This is a genomic window from Desulfobulbus elongatus DSM 2908, from assembly GCF_000621145.1.
Lineage (GTDB): Bacteria > Desulfobacterota > Desulfobulbia > Desulfobulbales > Desulfobulbaceae > Desulfobulbus > Desulfobulbus elongatus.
Genome location: NZ_JHZB01000053.1, coordinates 1 through 12,894, shown reverse-complemented (window position 1 = coordinate 12,894; position 12,894 = coordinate 1). Strand labels below are relative to the sequence as shown.

General features: G+C 60.8%; 17 protein-coding genes and 1 pseudogene. 7 read left to right on the top strand and 11 right to left on the bottom strand.

The annotated features are described in order from the left end of the window. A pseudogene (locus tag Q362_RS24920) lies at positions 1 to 129 on the top strand (IS5/IS1182 family transposase); the annotation flags it as partial. A 172-nt stretch (positions 130 to 301) separates the two neighbouring features. Here Q362_RS24920 and Q362_RS24340 read toward each other — a convergent pair. The 5 genes from Q362_RS24340 to def form a co-directional block, all read right to left on the bottom strand. Next, complete coding sequence (locus tag Q362_RS24340) at positions 302 to 451, bottom strand: hypothetical protein (RefSeq protein ID WP_211248521.1); 150 nt, start codon at positions 449 to 451, stop codon at positions 302 to 304. Positions 452 to 624: 173 nt separating this feature from the next. Further along, the gene (locus tag Q362_RS0116745; protein WP_028319585.1) at positions 625 to 1,083 is read right to left on the bottom strand and encodes a phosphatidylglycerophosphatase A family protein; all 459 of its coding nucleotides are present in this window, start codon (positions 1,081 to 1,083) and stop codon (positions 625 to 627) included. A gap of 22 nt (positions 1,084 to 1,105) precedes the next feature. After that, entirely contained in the window at positions 1,106 to 2,302 is a 1,197-nt protein-coding gene (gene larC / locus Q362_RS0116740) for a nickel pincer cofactor biosynthesis protein LarC (protein WP_028319584.1), read from the bottom strand. Beyond that, the gene (fmt, locus tag Q362_RS0116735) at positions 2,302 to 3,243 is read right to left on the bottom strand and encodes a methionyl-tRNA formyltransferase (protein ID WP_028319583.1); all 942 of its coding nucleotides are present in this window, start codon (positions 3,241 to 3,243) and stop codon (positions 2,302 to 2,304) included. The genes larC and fmt overlap by 1 nt, the downstream gene beginning before the upstream one ends. After that, complete coding sequence (gene def, locus Q362_RS0116730; protein WP_028319582.1) at positions 3,240 to 3,749, bottom strand: peptide deformylase; 510 nt, start codon at positions 3,747 to 3,749, stop codon at positions 3,240 to 3,242. Before def ends, fmt begins: the two co-directional genes overlap by 4 nt. A gap of 181 nt (positions 3,750 to 3,930) precedes the next feature. Between def and Q362_RS0116725 the strand changes: the two genes are divergently transcribed. From Q362_RS0116725 to Q362_RS0116710, 4 genes are all read left to right on the top strand, one after another. Beyond that, positions 3,931 to 4,794: a YkgJ family cysteine cluster protein gene (locus Q362_RS0116725; RefSeq protein WP_051554440.1), complete on the top strand. Its 864-nt coding sequence runs from the start codon at positions 3,931 to 3,933 to the stop codon at positions 4,792 to 4,794. Between the two features lie 44 nt (positions 4,795 to 4,838). Continuing rightward, complete coding sequence (plsY, locus tag Q362_RS0116720; protein ID WP_028319580.1) at positions 4,839 to 5,450, top strand: glycerol-3-phosphate 1-O-acyltransferase PlsY; 612 nt, start codon at positions 4,839 to 4,841, stop codon at positions 5,448 to 5,450. Next, a complete protein-coding gene (locus Q362_RS0116715; RefSeq protein WP_028319579.1) occupies positions 5,447 to 5,785 on the top strand; it encodes a J domain-containing protein in 339 nt (112 codons plus the stop codon). Before plsY ends, Q362_RS0116715 begins: the two co-directional genes overlap by 4 nt. 109 nt (positions 5,786 to 5,894) lie before the next feature. After that, the gene (locus tag Q362_RS0116710; RefSeq protein ID WP_028319578.1) at positions 5,895 to 6,767 is read left to right on the top strand and encodes a methylenetetrahydrofolate reductase; all 873 of its coding nucleotides are present in this window, start codon (positions 5,895 to 5,897) and stop codon (positions 6,765 to 6,767) included. 38 nt (positions 6,768 to 6,805) lie between these two features. On the opposite strand, the gene Q362_RS0116705 is transcribed toward Q362_RS0116710, so the two are convergent. The 6 genes from Q362_RS0116705 to Q362_RS0116685 form a co-directional block, all read right to left on the bottom strand. Then, entirely contained in the window at positions 6,806 to 8,500 is a 1,695-nt protein-coding gene (locus Q362_RS0116705; RefSeq protein ID WP_028319577.1) for a cation:proton antiporter, read from the bottom strand. Positions 8,501 to 8,644: 144 nt separating this feature from the next. Then, on the bottom strand, positions 8,645 to 8,959 hold the full coding sequence (locus tag Q362_RS23855; RefSeq protein WP_157470256.1) for a hypothetical protein: 315 nt from the start codon (positions 8,957 to 8,959) through the stop codon (positions 8,645 to 8,647). A gap of 306 nt (positions 8,960 to 9,265) precedes the next feature. Further along, positions 9,266 to 9,550 (bottom strand): type II toxin-antitoxin system RelE family toxin, encoded by a 285-nt coding sequence (locus Q362_RS23140; RefSeq protein WP_084312918.1) that lies wholly within the window; start codon positions 9,548 to 9,550, stop codon positions 9,266 to 9,268. Beyond that, positions 9,550 to 9,813: a type II toxin-antitoxin system Phd/YefM family antitoxin gene (locus tag Q362_RS0116695; protein WP_028319575.1), complete on the bottom strand. Its 264-nt coding sequence runs from the start codon at positions 9,811 to 9,813 to the stop codon at positions 9,550 to 9,552. Before Q362_RS0116695 ends, Q362_RS23140 begins: the two co-directional genes overlap by 1 nt. Positions 9,814 to 10,206: 393 nt before the next feature. Then, the gene (locus tag Q362_RS0116690) at positions 10,207 to 10,632 is read right to left on the bottom strand and encodes a type II toxin-antitoxin system VapC family toxin (RefSeq protein ID WP_211248520.1); all 426 of its coding nucleotides are present in this window, start codon (positions 10,630 to 10,632) and stop codon (positions 10,207 to 10,209) included. Next, entirely contained in the window at positions 10,629 to 10,883 is a 255-nt protein-coding gene (locus Q362_RS0116685) for a type II toxin-antitoxin system Phd/YefM family antitoxin (RefSeq protein WP_028319573.1), read from the bottom strand. Before Q362_RS0116685 ends, Q362_RS0116690 begins: the two co-directional genes overlap by 4 nt. 401 nt (positions 10,884 to 11,284) lie before the next feature. On the opposite strand from Q362_RS0116685, the gene Q362_RS0116680 reads away from it, so the two are divergent. Together Q362_RS0116680 and Q362_RS0116675 are read left to right on the top strand one after the other, a co-directional pair. Beyond that, positions 11,285 to 11,929, top strand: a complete 645-nt coding sequence (locus Q362_RS0116680) for a recombinase family protein (RefSeq protein ID WP_035217101.1) — start codon at positions 11,285 to 11,287, stop codon at positions 11,927 to 11,929. Between the two features lie 466 nt (positions 11,930 to 12,395). Next, entirely contained in the window at positions 12,396 to 12,827 is a 432-nt protein-coding gene (locus tag Q362_RS0116675) for a Fic family protein (protein ID WP_028319571.1), read from the top strand. The last annotated feature ends 67 nt before the right edge of the window (positions 12,828 to 12,894 follow it).

Here is a 12,894-nt window from a genome sequence, read left to right as displayed (position 1 = left end):
CATTCATGGTTCAACCGGTTTCGCAAATTGATACCACGATACGAGAAGACAGATCTCTCGTACATTGCACTCAACACATTGGCAGCCGCCATGATTGTCCTGAACAAGGTCATGGTTATTTATAGATAATCACTTAATTAGTGTTCGTCTTTCGTTATTTATTGTATCAAACCCAAGAAATCAACGCCGGCAAAATCACCTATTTTTCAAAAATAATTATAGATAGTTAACAATACGCTACGAGAATCTCACTCTCGTGTCAGGATGGGCTGAAATCCCTTCAGTCATCCCCATTATAAGCCTAGTTAAGCAGCAAGTCGGGATGCAGCGAGGGGAAGGGCTCGATCCGCTCGGAGCGGATGGCCTTGGACCAGTCGAGGATGGGGGAAAACTGTTCCGGCCGGGTGGCGATGGAGCAGAGCACTGACCGTTCGACGCCGCTTCTGGCCATGGAATCGAGCAGGGCCGCGATGGTGCCGTCGAGATAGGCCTTGATGCCGCCTTCCCGCTCCAGGGCCGGGAGGCCTTGCTGGCGACCTGGTCGGGAAAGGCATGGGTGTGGATATCAATGGCAAGCGCCGTGGGAACTCCTTGCGAAAAACGGGACGGCCGCGCAGGCCGTGCCTACAGCGCCTTGAGCAGCCAGTGGCCGAGGTGCAGCGCCAGCAGGGCATAGAGCCCGGCGACGACATCGTCGAGCATGACACCCAGGCCGCCATGCAGGCGGCTGTCGATCCAGCCCGCGGGAAAGGGTTTCAATATATCGAAGAAACGAAAGAGCACAAAGCCGGCCAGCGCGGCGGCGGGATGCGCAGGCGCGAAACTGAGGGCGATCAGCTGGCCGACGATCTCGTCGATGACCACCACGGAGGGATCGGGCCGGTCGACGATCTTCTCCGCCGCCCCGGCGGCCAGGGTGCCAAGGGCGAACAGGGCCGCCACTGCGGCGAAATAGGGCATCGGGCCCAGCCGGGCCAACAGCAGCCAGAGGAGGACGCCCACCGCCGAGCCCCAGGTGCCCGGAGCCATGGGCAGATACCCACTGCCGGCGCCGGTGGCGATGAACATCAGCACCCGGTCCATGGCACGGCGCCCTCGACAGATTTCATGATTCCTCGCGGTGGCCGGGATGGCGGCCGACAGCGGCATACACCGCCTGCAGGGGCACGCCGTGGCGTTCGGCCACTTGGCGGCAGACCTCGTATTCCGGCACAATGATCTTGCCGGCCGGAGTGGCAATCCGCTTCGCGGCCAACTCGCCCCAGGGGGTGGCCACAATGACCGTTTCCCGGGGCAGGGTCATCCGCTCCTCCCGCCGCAGCCGCAGGCCGATGGTGCTGGTCTCGCTGAACAGCACCGTGGTGATGGCCAGCCGGGTGGCGGGCTCGCCGATCACCCGCAAGAGAAAGCCCGGCCGCCCCTTCTTCATCTGGATCGGTATCAGACAGACGTCCAAGGCGCCGGCGGCCAGCAGCCGTTCGCTGACATGGGGCCAGAATTCGGGGTTCCAGTCGTCGAGGTGGGTTTCGATCACCTCGACCTCCTGGGCTTCGGCCACCTCGACGGCCTGGCCGAGCAGCAGGCGGAGCAGGTTGGGCCGGCCGTCGCTCCGCTCCAGGGAACCGGCGCCGTAGCCGGTCCGGGCCAGCCGCATCGGCGGCATCGGTCCGAAACCATGGGCCAGTTCCCGGACCAGGGCCGCGCCGGTGGGCGTGACCAGTTCCTGCTCCAGGTTCTCGCCGTACACCGGCACCCCGGCCAAAAGCCGGCAGACCGCCGGTCCGGGCAGGGGAATCTCGCCGTGATCGCAGGCAACCCAGCCGCGCGTCAGGGGCAGGGGCGAGCAGATCAGCCGGTCGATGTGAAGATGGGCAAAGCCGGCCACCGTACCGACAATGTCGACGATGGCGTCCACCGCGCCGACCTCGTGGAAGTGGATGGCATCGACGGTGGTGCCGTGGACCGCGGCCTCGGCCTCGGCCAGGCGGGTGAAGACCGCCAGGGCCGCATCCCGCACCTGCGGCGGCAAAGCAGCGGCCGCGAGCAGTTCGGCGATGTCGGCCAGATGACGATGGTCATGGTGCTGCGCTCCGTGACGGGGCGTATGGCCGCTGGCCACCGTGACCTTGGTGGCGGCAAATCCCTGCTCCACTTTACGCTCCACCGCCAGCCCGACTCCGGGCAGCCGCAGCCCGGCCAGAACCTCGCGGAGATACGCCTCCGGCACGCCGGCGTCGAGCAGCGCCCCGAGCAGCATGTCGCCGCTCACTCCGGAAAAACAGTCGAGATAGGCGGTCTGCATCAGGTGATCCGGGTACCGGGAGCCAGACGGAGACCGCGCAGACAGGTGCCGCTGTCCATCCGCTTCTTGCCCTCCGGCTGGAGTTCTCGGATGCGCAGGCAGTCGGCGCCGGTGGCCACCAACAGGCCCTGGCCGTCGGCCCGGCGGATGGTTCCGGGCGGGTCGCTGGCGTTTACCGGCACCACTTCAGGGGAGAAAAAACGAAAACGCCGGCCGTCGATGAAGCCGTAGGCCGAAGGCCAGGGATCGAGCCCCCGGATCAGGCAGTGGAGGCGGTGGGCCGGCAGGGTCCAGTCGAGATGGCCCATCTCCTTGTTGAGCATCGGCGCCTGGCTGGCCAGGGCGTGCTCCTGCGGCCGCGCCGCCAGCCGGCCTGCCTTGAGGCGGTCAACGGCGTCGGCCAGGGTGTCCCCGCCCAGCCGGGCCAACCGTTCGAACAGTTCGCCCGCCGTCTCCTGGGGACCGATGGGGACAGCGGCGGTCAGGAGAATGTCGCCGGTGTCCATGCCCGCGTCCATCTGCATAATGGTGATGCCGGTCTCGGCCTCGCCGTTGATCACCGCCCACTGGATCGGGGCCGCGCCCCGGTATTTGGGCAAAAGCGAGCCATGGACATTGATCGCGCCCAGACGCGGCAGGTCGAGCAGGACCTGGGGCAGAATCTTGCCGTAGGCGGCCACCACCAACAGGTCCGGGGCCAGGGCCCGCATCTCGTCCCCAAAGGGCGCGGTGCGCACCGACTCCGGTTGCAGCACCGGAATGCGGTGCCGCTCGGCCAGCACCTTCACCGGCGGCGGGCTCAGCCGCTTGCCGCGGCCCCGTTCGCGGTCGGGCTGGCAGACCACGGCCACCACCTGTTCCGGGCCGTCGAACAGGGCCTGGAGCGACGGCACGGCAAAGTCTGGCGTGCCCATGAAGACGATCCGCAAAGGTGCGCTCATTCCTGTTCCTGGAGGATTTTCTTGAGTTTCTTCTTGTACAGGGCGCGTTTGAGCGAACTGAGTCGATCGATGAACAGGGTGCCGCGCAGATGGTCAACCTCGTGCTGAATGATGCGGGCATAGCGGTCTTCGGCGTCGAATTCCAGGGGATTGCCTGCCACATCCTGGGCGGTGACATGGATTGTGCGGAACCGTTCGACCTTGGCGTAGCATTCGATCACGCTCAGGCAGCCTTCGTCGTCGACGACCTTGCCCTCGCCGGCGCTGATGACCGGGTTGACCAGGGTGATGTAGGTGCGTTCGTGTTCCGAGGTGGAGCGGTCGACCACCACCACCTGCCGGGCGACGCCGATCTGGTTGGCCGCCAGGCCGACGCCGGGAGCGTGGTACATGGTTTCCGCCATGTCCTCGACCAGGGTTTTGAGTTCCTGGTCGAAAACGGTTACGGGTTCCGCCTGTTGCCGGAGGATCGGATGCGGATAGGTGAGGATTGTTCGTAGAGCCATACTTGTCGGTTGTTTCTGGCGCGCACGGCGCCGTCATTGTGCGGAGGCAAGGTGGTATATGTAATCAGTTTGCGGGCTAAAGTAAAGGTATCTGCGGCTTCTTCAGCGGGTTGTGCGCGGTGGCGGCTTGTTTTTCGGCTTTTTTTTGTGTAGGGTGCGGACCACTGTGAACAGACGCACGATGATCGAACAAGACGCGCTGGCTCCGGGGCTGGCACTGCTGCGGCAGCCGGTCCTGCCCCTGGTGGCCATTGTCCAGTTTCTCTATCTGACCGGCGACTTCGGCTCGGTGGCCGAGGTCACCAGTCAGTTGACCGAAGCGATCGAGACCCGTTTCGCCCGGTATTCGAACCCGGCCGACGCGCTGGCGCCCTACATCGATCTGCTCCAGCCCCTGGAAGCCTTGAAGGCGGGCGCGCCGGCGCCGGAACAGGTGATCGACGCGGACGGCCAGCCGGTGGACCCCATGACCGCGACCACGGCCCTGGTGGCCCAGCGAGTGCTCACCCGCGAGCTGGAGCGGATCAACAGCCTGCTCTGCGCCCCCTGCGGCTGCACACTCTGCTGCGTCGGCCCGGATGAGGCCATGGACCACAGCTATTTCGAGATCCCGCTCCAGGCCGGGGAAGCCGGGCTGTTCCCGGTGGAGCGCATCGACTCCGCGGCCACGTGGGCGCAGCGGCCAGACGACGAGCCGCCGCTGCAACTGGACGGCCGGGAATTTTTCGATCGCGCCGAGCCGGTGCTGATCCGCTGGCAGCCGGGCTGGAGCCTGATTCTGCCCCGAGAGAGCCGCTGCCCCCATCTGGAGCCGTCGTCGGGTCGGTGCCGGGTCTATGACGGCCGGCCCCAGGTCTGCCGCCGGCCGCAGATCTTTCCCTACGTGGTCGAACCGGTGGACATCGGGGACCAGCCGGTTGTCCGCCTGCGCCAGACCCTGCTGGCGGTGGTGGACTGTCCCTATGTCCGGCTGTTGCGGGAGGACATCGCGGTCTTTGCCGCCGCCTGCGAACTGGACATGATCTTCCGGCACAACAAGGCCTGATTTTTTTTATTTTTGCCAATCATCAACCAACCAGAAAAACAGTCATGTTTCTCGCTGCTCCCGCGTGCATCCTCGGCTCCTACCTGATCGGAGCCGTTCCCTTCGGCCTGCTGCTGTCCCGAAGCAGCGGCATCGACATCCGTACCGAGGGGAGCCGCAACATCGGTGCCACCAACGTGGCCCGCCTGCTCGGCAAGAAAATGGGTGCCCTGACCCTGGGCTGCGACATGCTCAAGGGATATCTGCCCATGTGCCTTGCCGCCCTGCTCCTGGGCGCCGATCCCCACCGCGACCTGGTCATCGCCGCCTGCGGCGCGGCCACGGTGCTCGGCCACATGTTCCCGGTCTACCTGCGCTTCAAAGGCGGCAAGGGCGTGGCCACCGCCCTCGGCGCCTTTCTCTATCTGGCACCGCTGGCGGCGCTGGCCTGCCTGCTAGTTTTTGTGGTCTGTGTGTTGTTGTCCGGCTATGTCTCCCTGGGCTCACTCCTCGGGTCGGCCTCTATCCTCGTCGTGCTGCTGGTGCTCCAGGTTCCGGCCTGGAAATTCTGGCTGGCCGCCTTCATCGTTCTGCTGATCTGGCTCAAGCATCATCAGAACATCGGCCGCCTGCTCAACGGCACCGAAAAGAGCTGGCAGAAAAAGGCCGCCGGATGAACGCCAGGGAATGGCAGGCCATCGAGCAGGCCAGGACGGTGCTGCAACTCCCGGAGCGGGCGAGCCTGGCCGAGATCAAGCGCAGCTACCGCCGGATGAGCAAGCTGCACCACCCCGACGCCAGCGAAGGCGGCGCGGAGGGCAGCAGCGAGCAGATGTACCGGATCACCGCGGCCTACGAACTCTTGATGCGCTATTGCAGCGAATACCGGTTTCCCCTGAAGCGGGAGGAAGCGGAGGACGACCGGTTCGACCTGTACGATCCCGAGGACTGGTGGCGGGCCCGGTTCGGCCAGGACCCGCTGTGGAGCGGCCGCAAGACCAGGCGGCGATGATGGGCGGCCGGGACGGCATGCGCCGCCGTAGCGCCCGTGCAGACGAATCGTTTTTCTGCCGTGCCGGCCGGGCCAGCGCCCCCGCACGGATATCCATAAGGAGAATGGGATGCAGATTCCTCAATTGATCAAGACGCAGAGTCCGTTTGTTTCCCTGGAATTCTTTCCGCCGAAAAAGCAGGAGGACTGGCCGGTTTTTCTGGAAACGGCCCGAGAGCTCGGCCGGCTGCGGCCGCTGTTCGTGTCGGTGACCTACGGCGCCGGCGGTTCCACCCAGTCCAACACCCTGGAAATCTGCGAGCGGCTGATCAACACCTGCGGCTTCGAGGTCATGCCGCATCTCACCGGGGTCACGGCCAGCAGGGAAAAAGTCGACGGCTTCCTCGCGGCGATCCGCACCCTGGGGATCGACAACATCCTCGCCCTGCGCGGCGACCGCCCCACCGGCTACACCGGCACCGACGCCGACCTGTTCGCCGCCTTCCCCCACGCCTCGGACCTGGTGGCGCACATCCGCCGGCGCCATCCGGACCTGGCCATCGGCGTGGCCGGCTTCACCGAAGCCCATGCCGAGGCGCCCTCCTTCGCCGCCGACCTGGCGGTGATGCAGCGCAAGGTGGCGTGCGGCGCCGATTTTGTCATCACCCAACTCTATTTCGACAACCGGGTCTATTTCGACTACGTGGACCGGCTGCGAGCCCTGGGCGTGACCGTGCCGGTGCTGCCGGGCATTTTGCCCATCCGCAGCCTGGCCTCCCTGCGCTTTGTTCTGGAGATGTGCAACGCCCGCATCCCCGGCCGCCTGATCAACGCCCTGACCAAGGCCCACGAACAGGGCGGAAACGCGGCGGTCTACGACATCGGCGTGGCCTATGCCCGGGAGCAGGTCAGGGGCCTGCTCGACGGCGGCGCTCCCGGCGTCCATCTCTACACCCTCAACAAGGCCGACATGTGCCTGGCGGTCATGGACGGCCTGCTCTGACCTCCCTCTCCTCTGTCGGCCGGCATCGCCAAAAGCTATCAGCGCGCGCCGCCGTAGAGCCGGGCGCGGACCGCTTTGCGCTGGTCCGCGTGCATCTCGCAGTCGGCCAACTGATCCGCGGTCATCGCCTCGACCAGCGCCACGCCGACCTCGGCCTCGCCCGCCGCGACCACGTCGGCGCCGGCACGCTGCAACTCCGGGGTGTCGCGCAGGTGCGTGCACCGTACCAACACGCGCAGTGCTGGGTTGAGCAGCCGCACCTGCCGGATGATCTCGGCGGCGTCCTCGACGTCGGCGCTCAGGATGAGGCTGCCGGCGGTTTCGATACCGGCCTCCTCCAGGGTGCCCGGCCGCAGGACGTCGCCGTAGAGGGCGGATATCCCCTCGGCCTTCATGGCGCGTACGGCATCGAGATTGAGGTCGATCACGGTGACGGAGGCGCCGCGATCCTTGAGCAGTTGATGGACGATCCTGCCCACGGGCCCGTATCCCACCAGGATGCAGCGATTCGGATCCACCGGCGCCCGCTGGTGCTCCGGTGAAGGCGTGAGCGTGGGCGCGGACGACGATAGCCGGCGCGCCCACCGATAAATCGTGGGATTGAGGGCCAACGAGATGAGGGAGGCCACAACCAAGGCGTTCCACCCCGCATCGTTGAGGAGACCGAGTTGCCGTGCCACCGACCCCAGGATGAAACTAAACTCGCCCACCTGGGAGAACGCGGCCGCGACCGGAACAGCTGTCGCCATCGGCACACCGAGGCCCCGCACGGTCACGAGGGCGACCAACGGCTTACCGACCACCACGACCACGAGCACGACCGCGATCAGGTGGGGAACCTGCACAAGACTCCAGGGGTCGAAAAGCATACCCACCGAAACGAAAAAGAGCACGGCAAAGGCATCGCGCATGGGCACCGCGTCGCCCGCCGCCCGGGCCGCAAATTCGGACTGACCGACCGCCAAGCCGGCAAGGAACGCGCCCAACGCCATCGACACCCCGAAGATCTCGGCCGAGCCGACCGCGATGCCGACTGCGAGCACCAGCACGGCCAGGGTGAAGAGTTCCCGCAGGCGGCTTCTGGCAATCCGCTCGAGCGCCCAGGGAATCCCCCATTTTCCGAGAACGACGACGAGCGCCACCAGACCGGCGACCTTGACCGCGGCAAGCCCGAGCGCGGCGAACGCGCTGTCCTCGCCACTGCCCTGGCCGGCTTGACCGAACAGAATCGGCAGGAGCAGCAGCACGGCCACTGTCAGGAGGTCCTCCACCACGGTCCAGCCGACGGCGATATGGCCGATTGGCGCATGCAGATCGCGGCGCTCGGCGAGCACCAGGGCCATCACCACCGTACTCGCCACCGAAATCGCCATCCCCATGATGATCCCCGAGACCCAGCTCCAGTCGAACAGGCGGAGCAAAGACGCCAGCATGACGGTGGTCATCGCGCTCTGGATGAGCGCCCCCGGCACGGCCACCCGCCACACTGCGATGAGTTCGCGCAGGTGGAAGCGCAGGCCGATGCCAAAGAGAAGCAAAATGACGCCGATTTCTGCAAACTGCTCCGCCACGGCGCGGTTCGCCACGAATCCGGGCGTGAAGGGCCCCACCAGCACGCCAGCCAGCAGGTAGCCGATGATGGGCGACAGTCTGAAACGGTGCGCGAGAAGGCCCAACACCAGCGCTCCTGCCAAACTGCCGGCAAAGGTAATCAATATACTGAGGTCATGCATCGTCGACTCTTACTCCATATTTTTCCGGATAGGCAGCGCTGTGGCCGCCATCGCTGCCACATTCCGGCGGTTCCGAGGCGGCCGTTCGAGGTGGCCGTTCGAGGTGGCCGTTCGAGGTGGGGCGCTACGGTTGACGGCATTCGTTCATGCCCGACATTCTTGGTGCATTAATGGCAGACTGTTCTCTGCTTCGGCAATTTTCACCTTTTCGCAATCTATAACCACTCCCAGCAAAAGGACACTGTTTGGCCGGTCATAAAAACACAATTCCGGGCAGTGACTTTGGCCATCTGTCGCTATTTTCGCGTAACCGTCGGAGAAATCGCGGGGCTGGCGCAACGCCCGGTCATAGGTTGCCGACACACCGCCATGCCCGCTGATAGAAATCGCTGCGATTGCATCCGCCTGCACAATGATGACACGAGAACCATCGGAAACAAAAAAGCACTCAGCTTGCAATAAGCCAAGTGCTTGATCTCTGGCGCGCCCGGAGGGATTCGAACCCCCCGGCCCTCGGATTCGAAGTCTGGCGATCCTCAGCTTATAGCAACAACAACTACTTGATAACAAAAAGAAAAACAAAAACTTTCAAGTTGTCAACTATGGCCTTTTATAGCCTATTTTGAGCATCAAGTGCACTAAAAATGCACCAAATTTCCTCAGTGGCGGGCATCTTTGAGAAGGTCGATTCGGCGGGTAGTCTGCTTGTAAGCATCGTATTATCCGGGGAAATCAAACGAGAAATGTTTGGTGTTTGATCAGCAATTATTGCTTTTTAATGAGGTACTCAGCAAGATTTTCATAAATATCGCTTCTGTGAGAAATAGCCCAAACGACAACAACCTTGTCGTCTGTATTAATTTTGTAGACAATACGATACCTCAGAAACCGATAAGATCGAAAGCCGCTCAATTCACGCTGCAGCTCTTTGCCAATATGAGGATTTTTTGCAAACTCATTAAGAGCTTTTTTAGCATCTTTTTTTATTTCTGGAGTTAGTTTTTTGCCGATCTCGTTAACGCTGCGAGTGATTTTCACACGGTAATGCATCAAAAAGCCTCATCAATATCAATAAATTGTGACTCATTAATATCGATAGCAGACTCTCTGATTTGTTTCATCGTCTCGGCATCCGCAAGTATATCTATTGTTTCCAACAAACCGTCAAACTTATCAAAAGATAATATAACGGCTTCAGGGACACCATTTTTAGTTATAGCAATAGCGTCATTCGTATCTTGTATCTGCCTCACCATGTCGAGCAATTTCGCCTTTGCCTTGGTAATAGGTATAAAAGTTTCAATTGGTTGCATACGCAGACCTCCCTTTTGTGTTTTTTATTGTGGTTATAATAATAACTATAATAAAAAAGGCAAGGGCTTCCAAGGCCTGGCCTTGATACCAATCAAGGCTCAGTTGCAGACCGATCAGCCAGCCATGGATCTGATGGCTGGTATCAGCAGGAAAGAGAATATGCGCGCCTCAGATCAATTCCCGTCCGGCAACTGGCACATCAAGCCATTCCTGATCTTCGTCCGTCATCGGTTGGGAATAGTCCGAGGCCTCCAGGAGTTCAACAAGCGTGTAACTTTGTCCGGCCGTTGGCTTGGGTGGGTGGCCGGTCCCCGCCGGTGGCGGCCGGTGGCGTCGAGGACGGTCACAGAAAGACCTTGTACGGCACCTCAAACACCACGGCCAGCCGCTTATTAGCATCGCTCCCATGGATTTAGGATCGTCACTCCTGTAGATTGAAAATCGGCTACGTTGCGAGTGACTATCGTCATACCATGTACAAGAGCTGTCGCAGCAATGAGTGCATCACGCTCACCGCACTTGTTGGGTACATGCAGCCGGGCGCAACGTTGCGCCACGGCTGTGTCGACGGGCAGCGTTCGCCCTGAGAACTCCGGCAAGACGTGTTGCTCTAGCCATGCACGTAGCATGGCCCCCTGGGTCGCGTCCTTGCGCTCAATCGACAAAACGCCAAGCTCCAACTCCATAATGGTGATGGCGGACACAAAGAGGTCGGCAGCGTCAACGCTTTCAGTCCATGCCGAAACGTTCGGATCAGCCTTGCCAACCCGAACTTTTCGCAACTCAGACACCACGTTGGTATCGAGAACGTACATCATGAGAAATCAGCCGGTCGGGTTCCGAGAGTCACGCGTTGCGGCTCAAACTCAATGTCCGCAACGCCCGGCATGGCTAGCGAATCGGCAATGTTGCGACGCTGCTTTGTAAGCCGCTGGTATTCCTCGATGCTCAACAGTACGTGAGCAGGTTTGCCGCGATCTGTGATGAATACAGGTCCACTCTTGGCCGCCTTTTTTGCACGGGTAACATCCTGATTCAGCTCTCGACTGGATATGGTCGTGATGGTCATAGCAGCACCTCCTATTCGAGCCATTGATGTAGTTACGTTACTACCTGCAAGCGGGAATCGCAATCCCTTGAGCGATCCGGGACAGAAAAATTTATTATTGATACCCGCTATCAGATCCATGGCTGGCTGATCGGTCTGCAGCTGAGCCTTGATTGGTATCAAAACCAGGCTCAGTCACCTGGCTGCGGGAGTTGTAAATGGTATCGTTTGGGGCGGGCTGTTGGTCGACTATAGTCGGGAATGACTATGAAGACCCGCATAAACGTTTCTGACTATATCGGATCTCAAGGCCACTTAGAGCGGTCAAAAATGACCCGGCCAAGATAAGCCCGTAAACGGCTTTTTTGCCTGGGATAAAAAAGAGAGCCAACTTGAGTATACCCAAATTGGCCGGGGTGAACATGAACGACAATTTCAAAGTGGCGCGTATCTACCTGCGCGTCAGCACTGACGAACAAGACCTGACCCGCCAGGTGGCCATCGTGGAAAACGCGAAGGCCGCCGGCTATTATGTTGCTGGCGTCTACCGGGAAAAGGCATCGGGTGCCCGTGCGGATCGCCCGGAGTTGCTGCGCATGATCGGCGACCTGCAACCCGGTGAGGTGGTTGTGGCGGAGAGGATCGACCGGATCAGCCGTTTGCCGGTGCCGGAAGCTGAATGCCTGGTGGCGTCGATCCGCGCCAAGGGTGCCCGCCTGGCGATTCCTGGCGTGGTCGATCTGTCCGACCTGGCGGCCGAGGCAGAAGGAATGGCAAAGATAGTCTTGGAGTCGGTCCAGCATTTACTGTTGAAGATCGCCCTGCAGATGGCCCGCGACGACTACGAAGATCGCCGCGAGCGACAACGGCAAGGCGTTCGGCTGGCGAAGAGCGCCGGTCGGTACACCGGCCGCAAAGCGAACGTGAAAGTACATGAGCGGGTCGTGGCTCTGCGCAACGCCGGCCACAGTATTCCAGAAACGGCCCGGTTGGCCGCGTGCAGCGAAAGCCAGGTCAAGCGCGTTTGGGCACTGCACAAGCAGGCGGACGATTGCGCCAAGGCCTGACAAGATGGTTTTAACTCGACAATGGGCAGCGGTCATCGGCAAAAAACTGGCAACTGTCCGTCTTGAGCGCATGATTCAAGGTAAGTCAGGCCCTCCATCAAGCGGATCGATTTGGCAGGTTGTCCTTCCTCCGAGTACAGCCTGCCAAACTCGCTTTCGAACACTGATGTTTCGCCCGAATTGGGGAGAGTGTTTTTCTGTTATTGCATGAAGAAGTTTCTACGTTTGCATGGCAACTCACAACAAAAATCAATACTTGGCAGGACCAAGTTGCAGCATGGGTGAAGAGTTCCATGTGGCGGTTGCGCGTGAGAAGGCCGGAGCGCGGCCCTTGTCCGCGATAGAGATAATTGCCCCTTAAACCGGCAAAAAAACCGGCATTAATCCCCATTGTTGCGTTAACAACTTATTGATATATAGTGCGTAAAGCAGAAAGACATTCCGGCAATAGCGAAAGAGGTGCTATATGGCAACCACAGAAGGTATAGGTTTGATGGAACCCATGCTCCCGCCAGACGGTGAGCGCGAGTTGGAAGATCTTGCCGTTGATCTAGCAACAAAAGCCTCGGGGCTGGCAAGTCAATTGCCGCCAGCTGTGCGGCTAGGCGTGGGAGACCTTGTCCGGTCAATGAACTGCTACTATTCCAACCTCATCGAAGGACACGACACGCATCCCCGTGACATTGACCGCGCTTTAGCTCATGCCGATTATTCAGCCGACCCACAGAAGAGAGCCCTTCAACATGAAGCTGTGGCCCATATCGAAGTGCAACGGCTCATCGACCATCGTGAAGACTTGCGAGTCGAGACAACAAGCACCGAATATATCCCTGGTTCAGTGAAAAAACATCTACAAAATCAACGCAAAGTTAAAATCAACATATTGAAATTTCAGTAAAAATATTGCAATATCCGCCTGTCCTAAAAACTCACTTGGCAGGTGAAATTATGAAGCGGTTTATCCT

Coding starts and splice junctions, on each gene's coding strand:
- Q362_RS24340 (WP_211248521.1), bottom strand. CDS start 451: ATGGCCAGAAGCGGCGTCGAACGGTCAGTGCTCTGCTCCATCGCCACC.
- Q362_RS0116745 (WP_028319585.1), bottom strand. CDS start 1,083: ATGGACCGGGTGCTGATGTTCATCGCCACCGGCGCCGGCAGTGGGTAT.
- larC (WP_028319584.1), bottom strand. CDS start 2,302: ATGCAGACCGCCTATCTCGACTGTTTTTCCGGAGTGAGCGGCGACATG.
- fmt (WP_028319583.1), bottom strand. CDS start 3,243: ATGAGCGCACCTTTGCGGATCGTCTTCATGGGCACGCCAGACTTTGCC.
- def (WP_028319582.1), bottom strand. CDS start 3,749: ATGGCTCTACGAACAATCCTCACCTATCCGCATCCGATCCTCCGGCAA.
- Q362_RS0116725 (WP_051554440.1), top strand. CDS start 3,931: ATGATCGAACAAGACGCGCTGGCTCCGGGGCTGGCACTGCTGCGGCAG.
- plsY (WP_028319580.1), top strand. CDS start 4,839: ATGTTTCTCGCTGCTCCCGCGTGCATCCTCGGCTCCTACCTGATCGGA.
- Q362_RS0116715 (WP_028319579.1), top strand. CDS start 5,447: ATGAACGCCAGGGAATGGCAGGCCATCGAGCAGGCCAGGACGGTGCTG.
- Q362_RS0116710 (WP_028319578.1), top strand. CDS start 5,895: ATGCAGATTCCTCAATTGATCAAGACGCAGAGTCCGTTTGTTTCCCTG.
- Q362_RS0116705 (WP_028319577.1), bottom strand. CDS start 8,500: ATGCATGACCTCAGTATATTGATTACCTTTGCCGGCAGTTTGGCAGGA.
- Q362_RS23140 (WP_084312918.1), bottom strand. CDS start 9,550: ATGCATTACCGTGTGAAAATCACTCGCAGCGTTAACGAGATCGGCAAA.
- Q362_RS0116695 (WP_028319575.1), bottom strand. CDS start 9,813: ATGCAACCAATTGAAACTTTTATACCTATTACCAAGGCAAAGGCGAAA.
- Q362_RS0116690 (WP_211248520.1), bottom strand. CDS start 10,632: ATGATGTACGTTCTCGATACCAACGTGGTGTCTGAGTTGCGAAAAGTT.
- Q362_RS0116685 (WP_028319573.1), bottom strand. CDS start 10,883: ATGACCATCACGACCATATCCAGTCGAGAGCTGAATCAGGATGTTACC.
- Q362_RS0116680 (WP_035217101.1), top strand. CDS start 11,285: ATGAACGACAATTTCAAAGTGGCGCGTATCTACCTGCGCGTCAGCACT.
- Q362_RS0116675 (WP_028319571.1), top strand. CDS start 12,396: ATGGCAACCACAGAAGGTATAGGTTTGATGGAACCCATGCTCCCGCCA.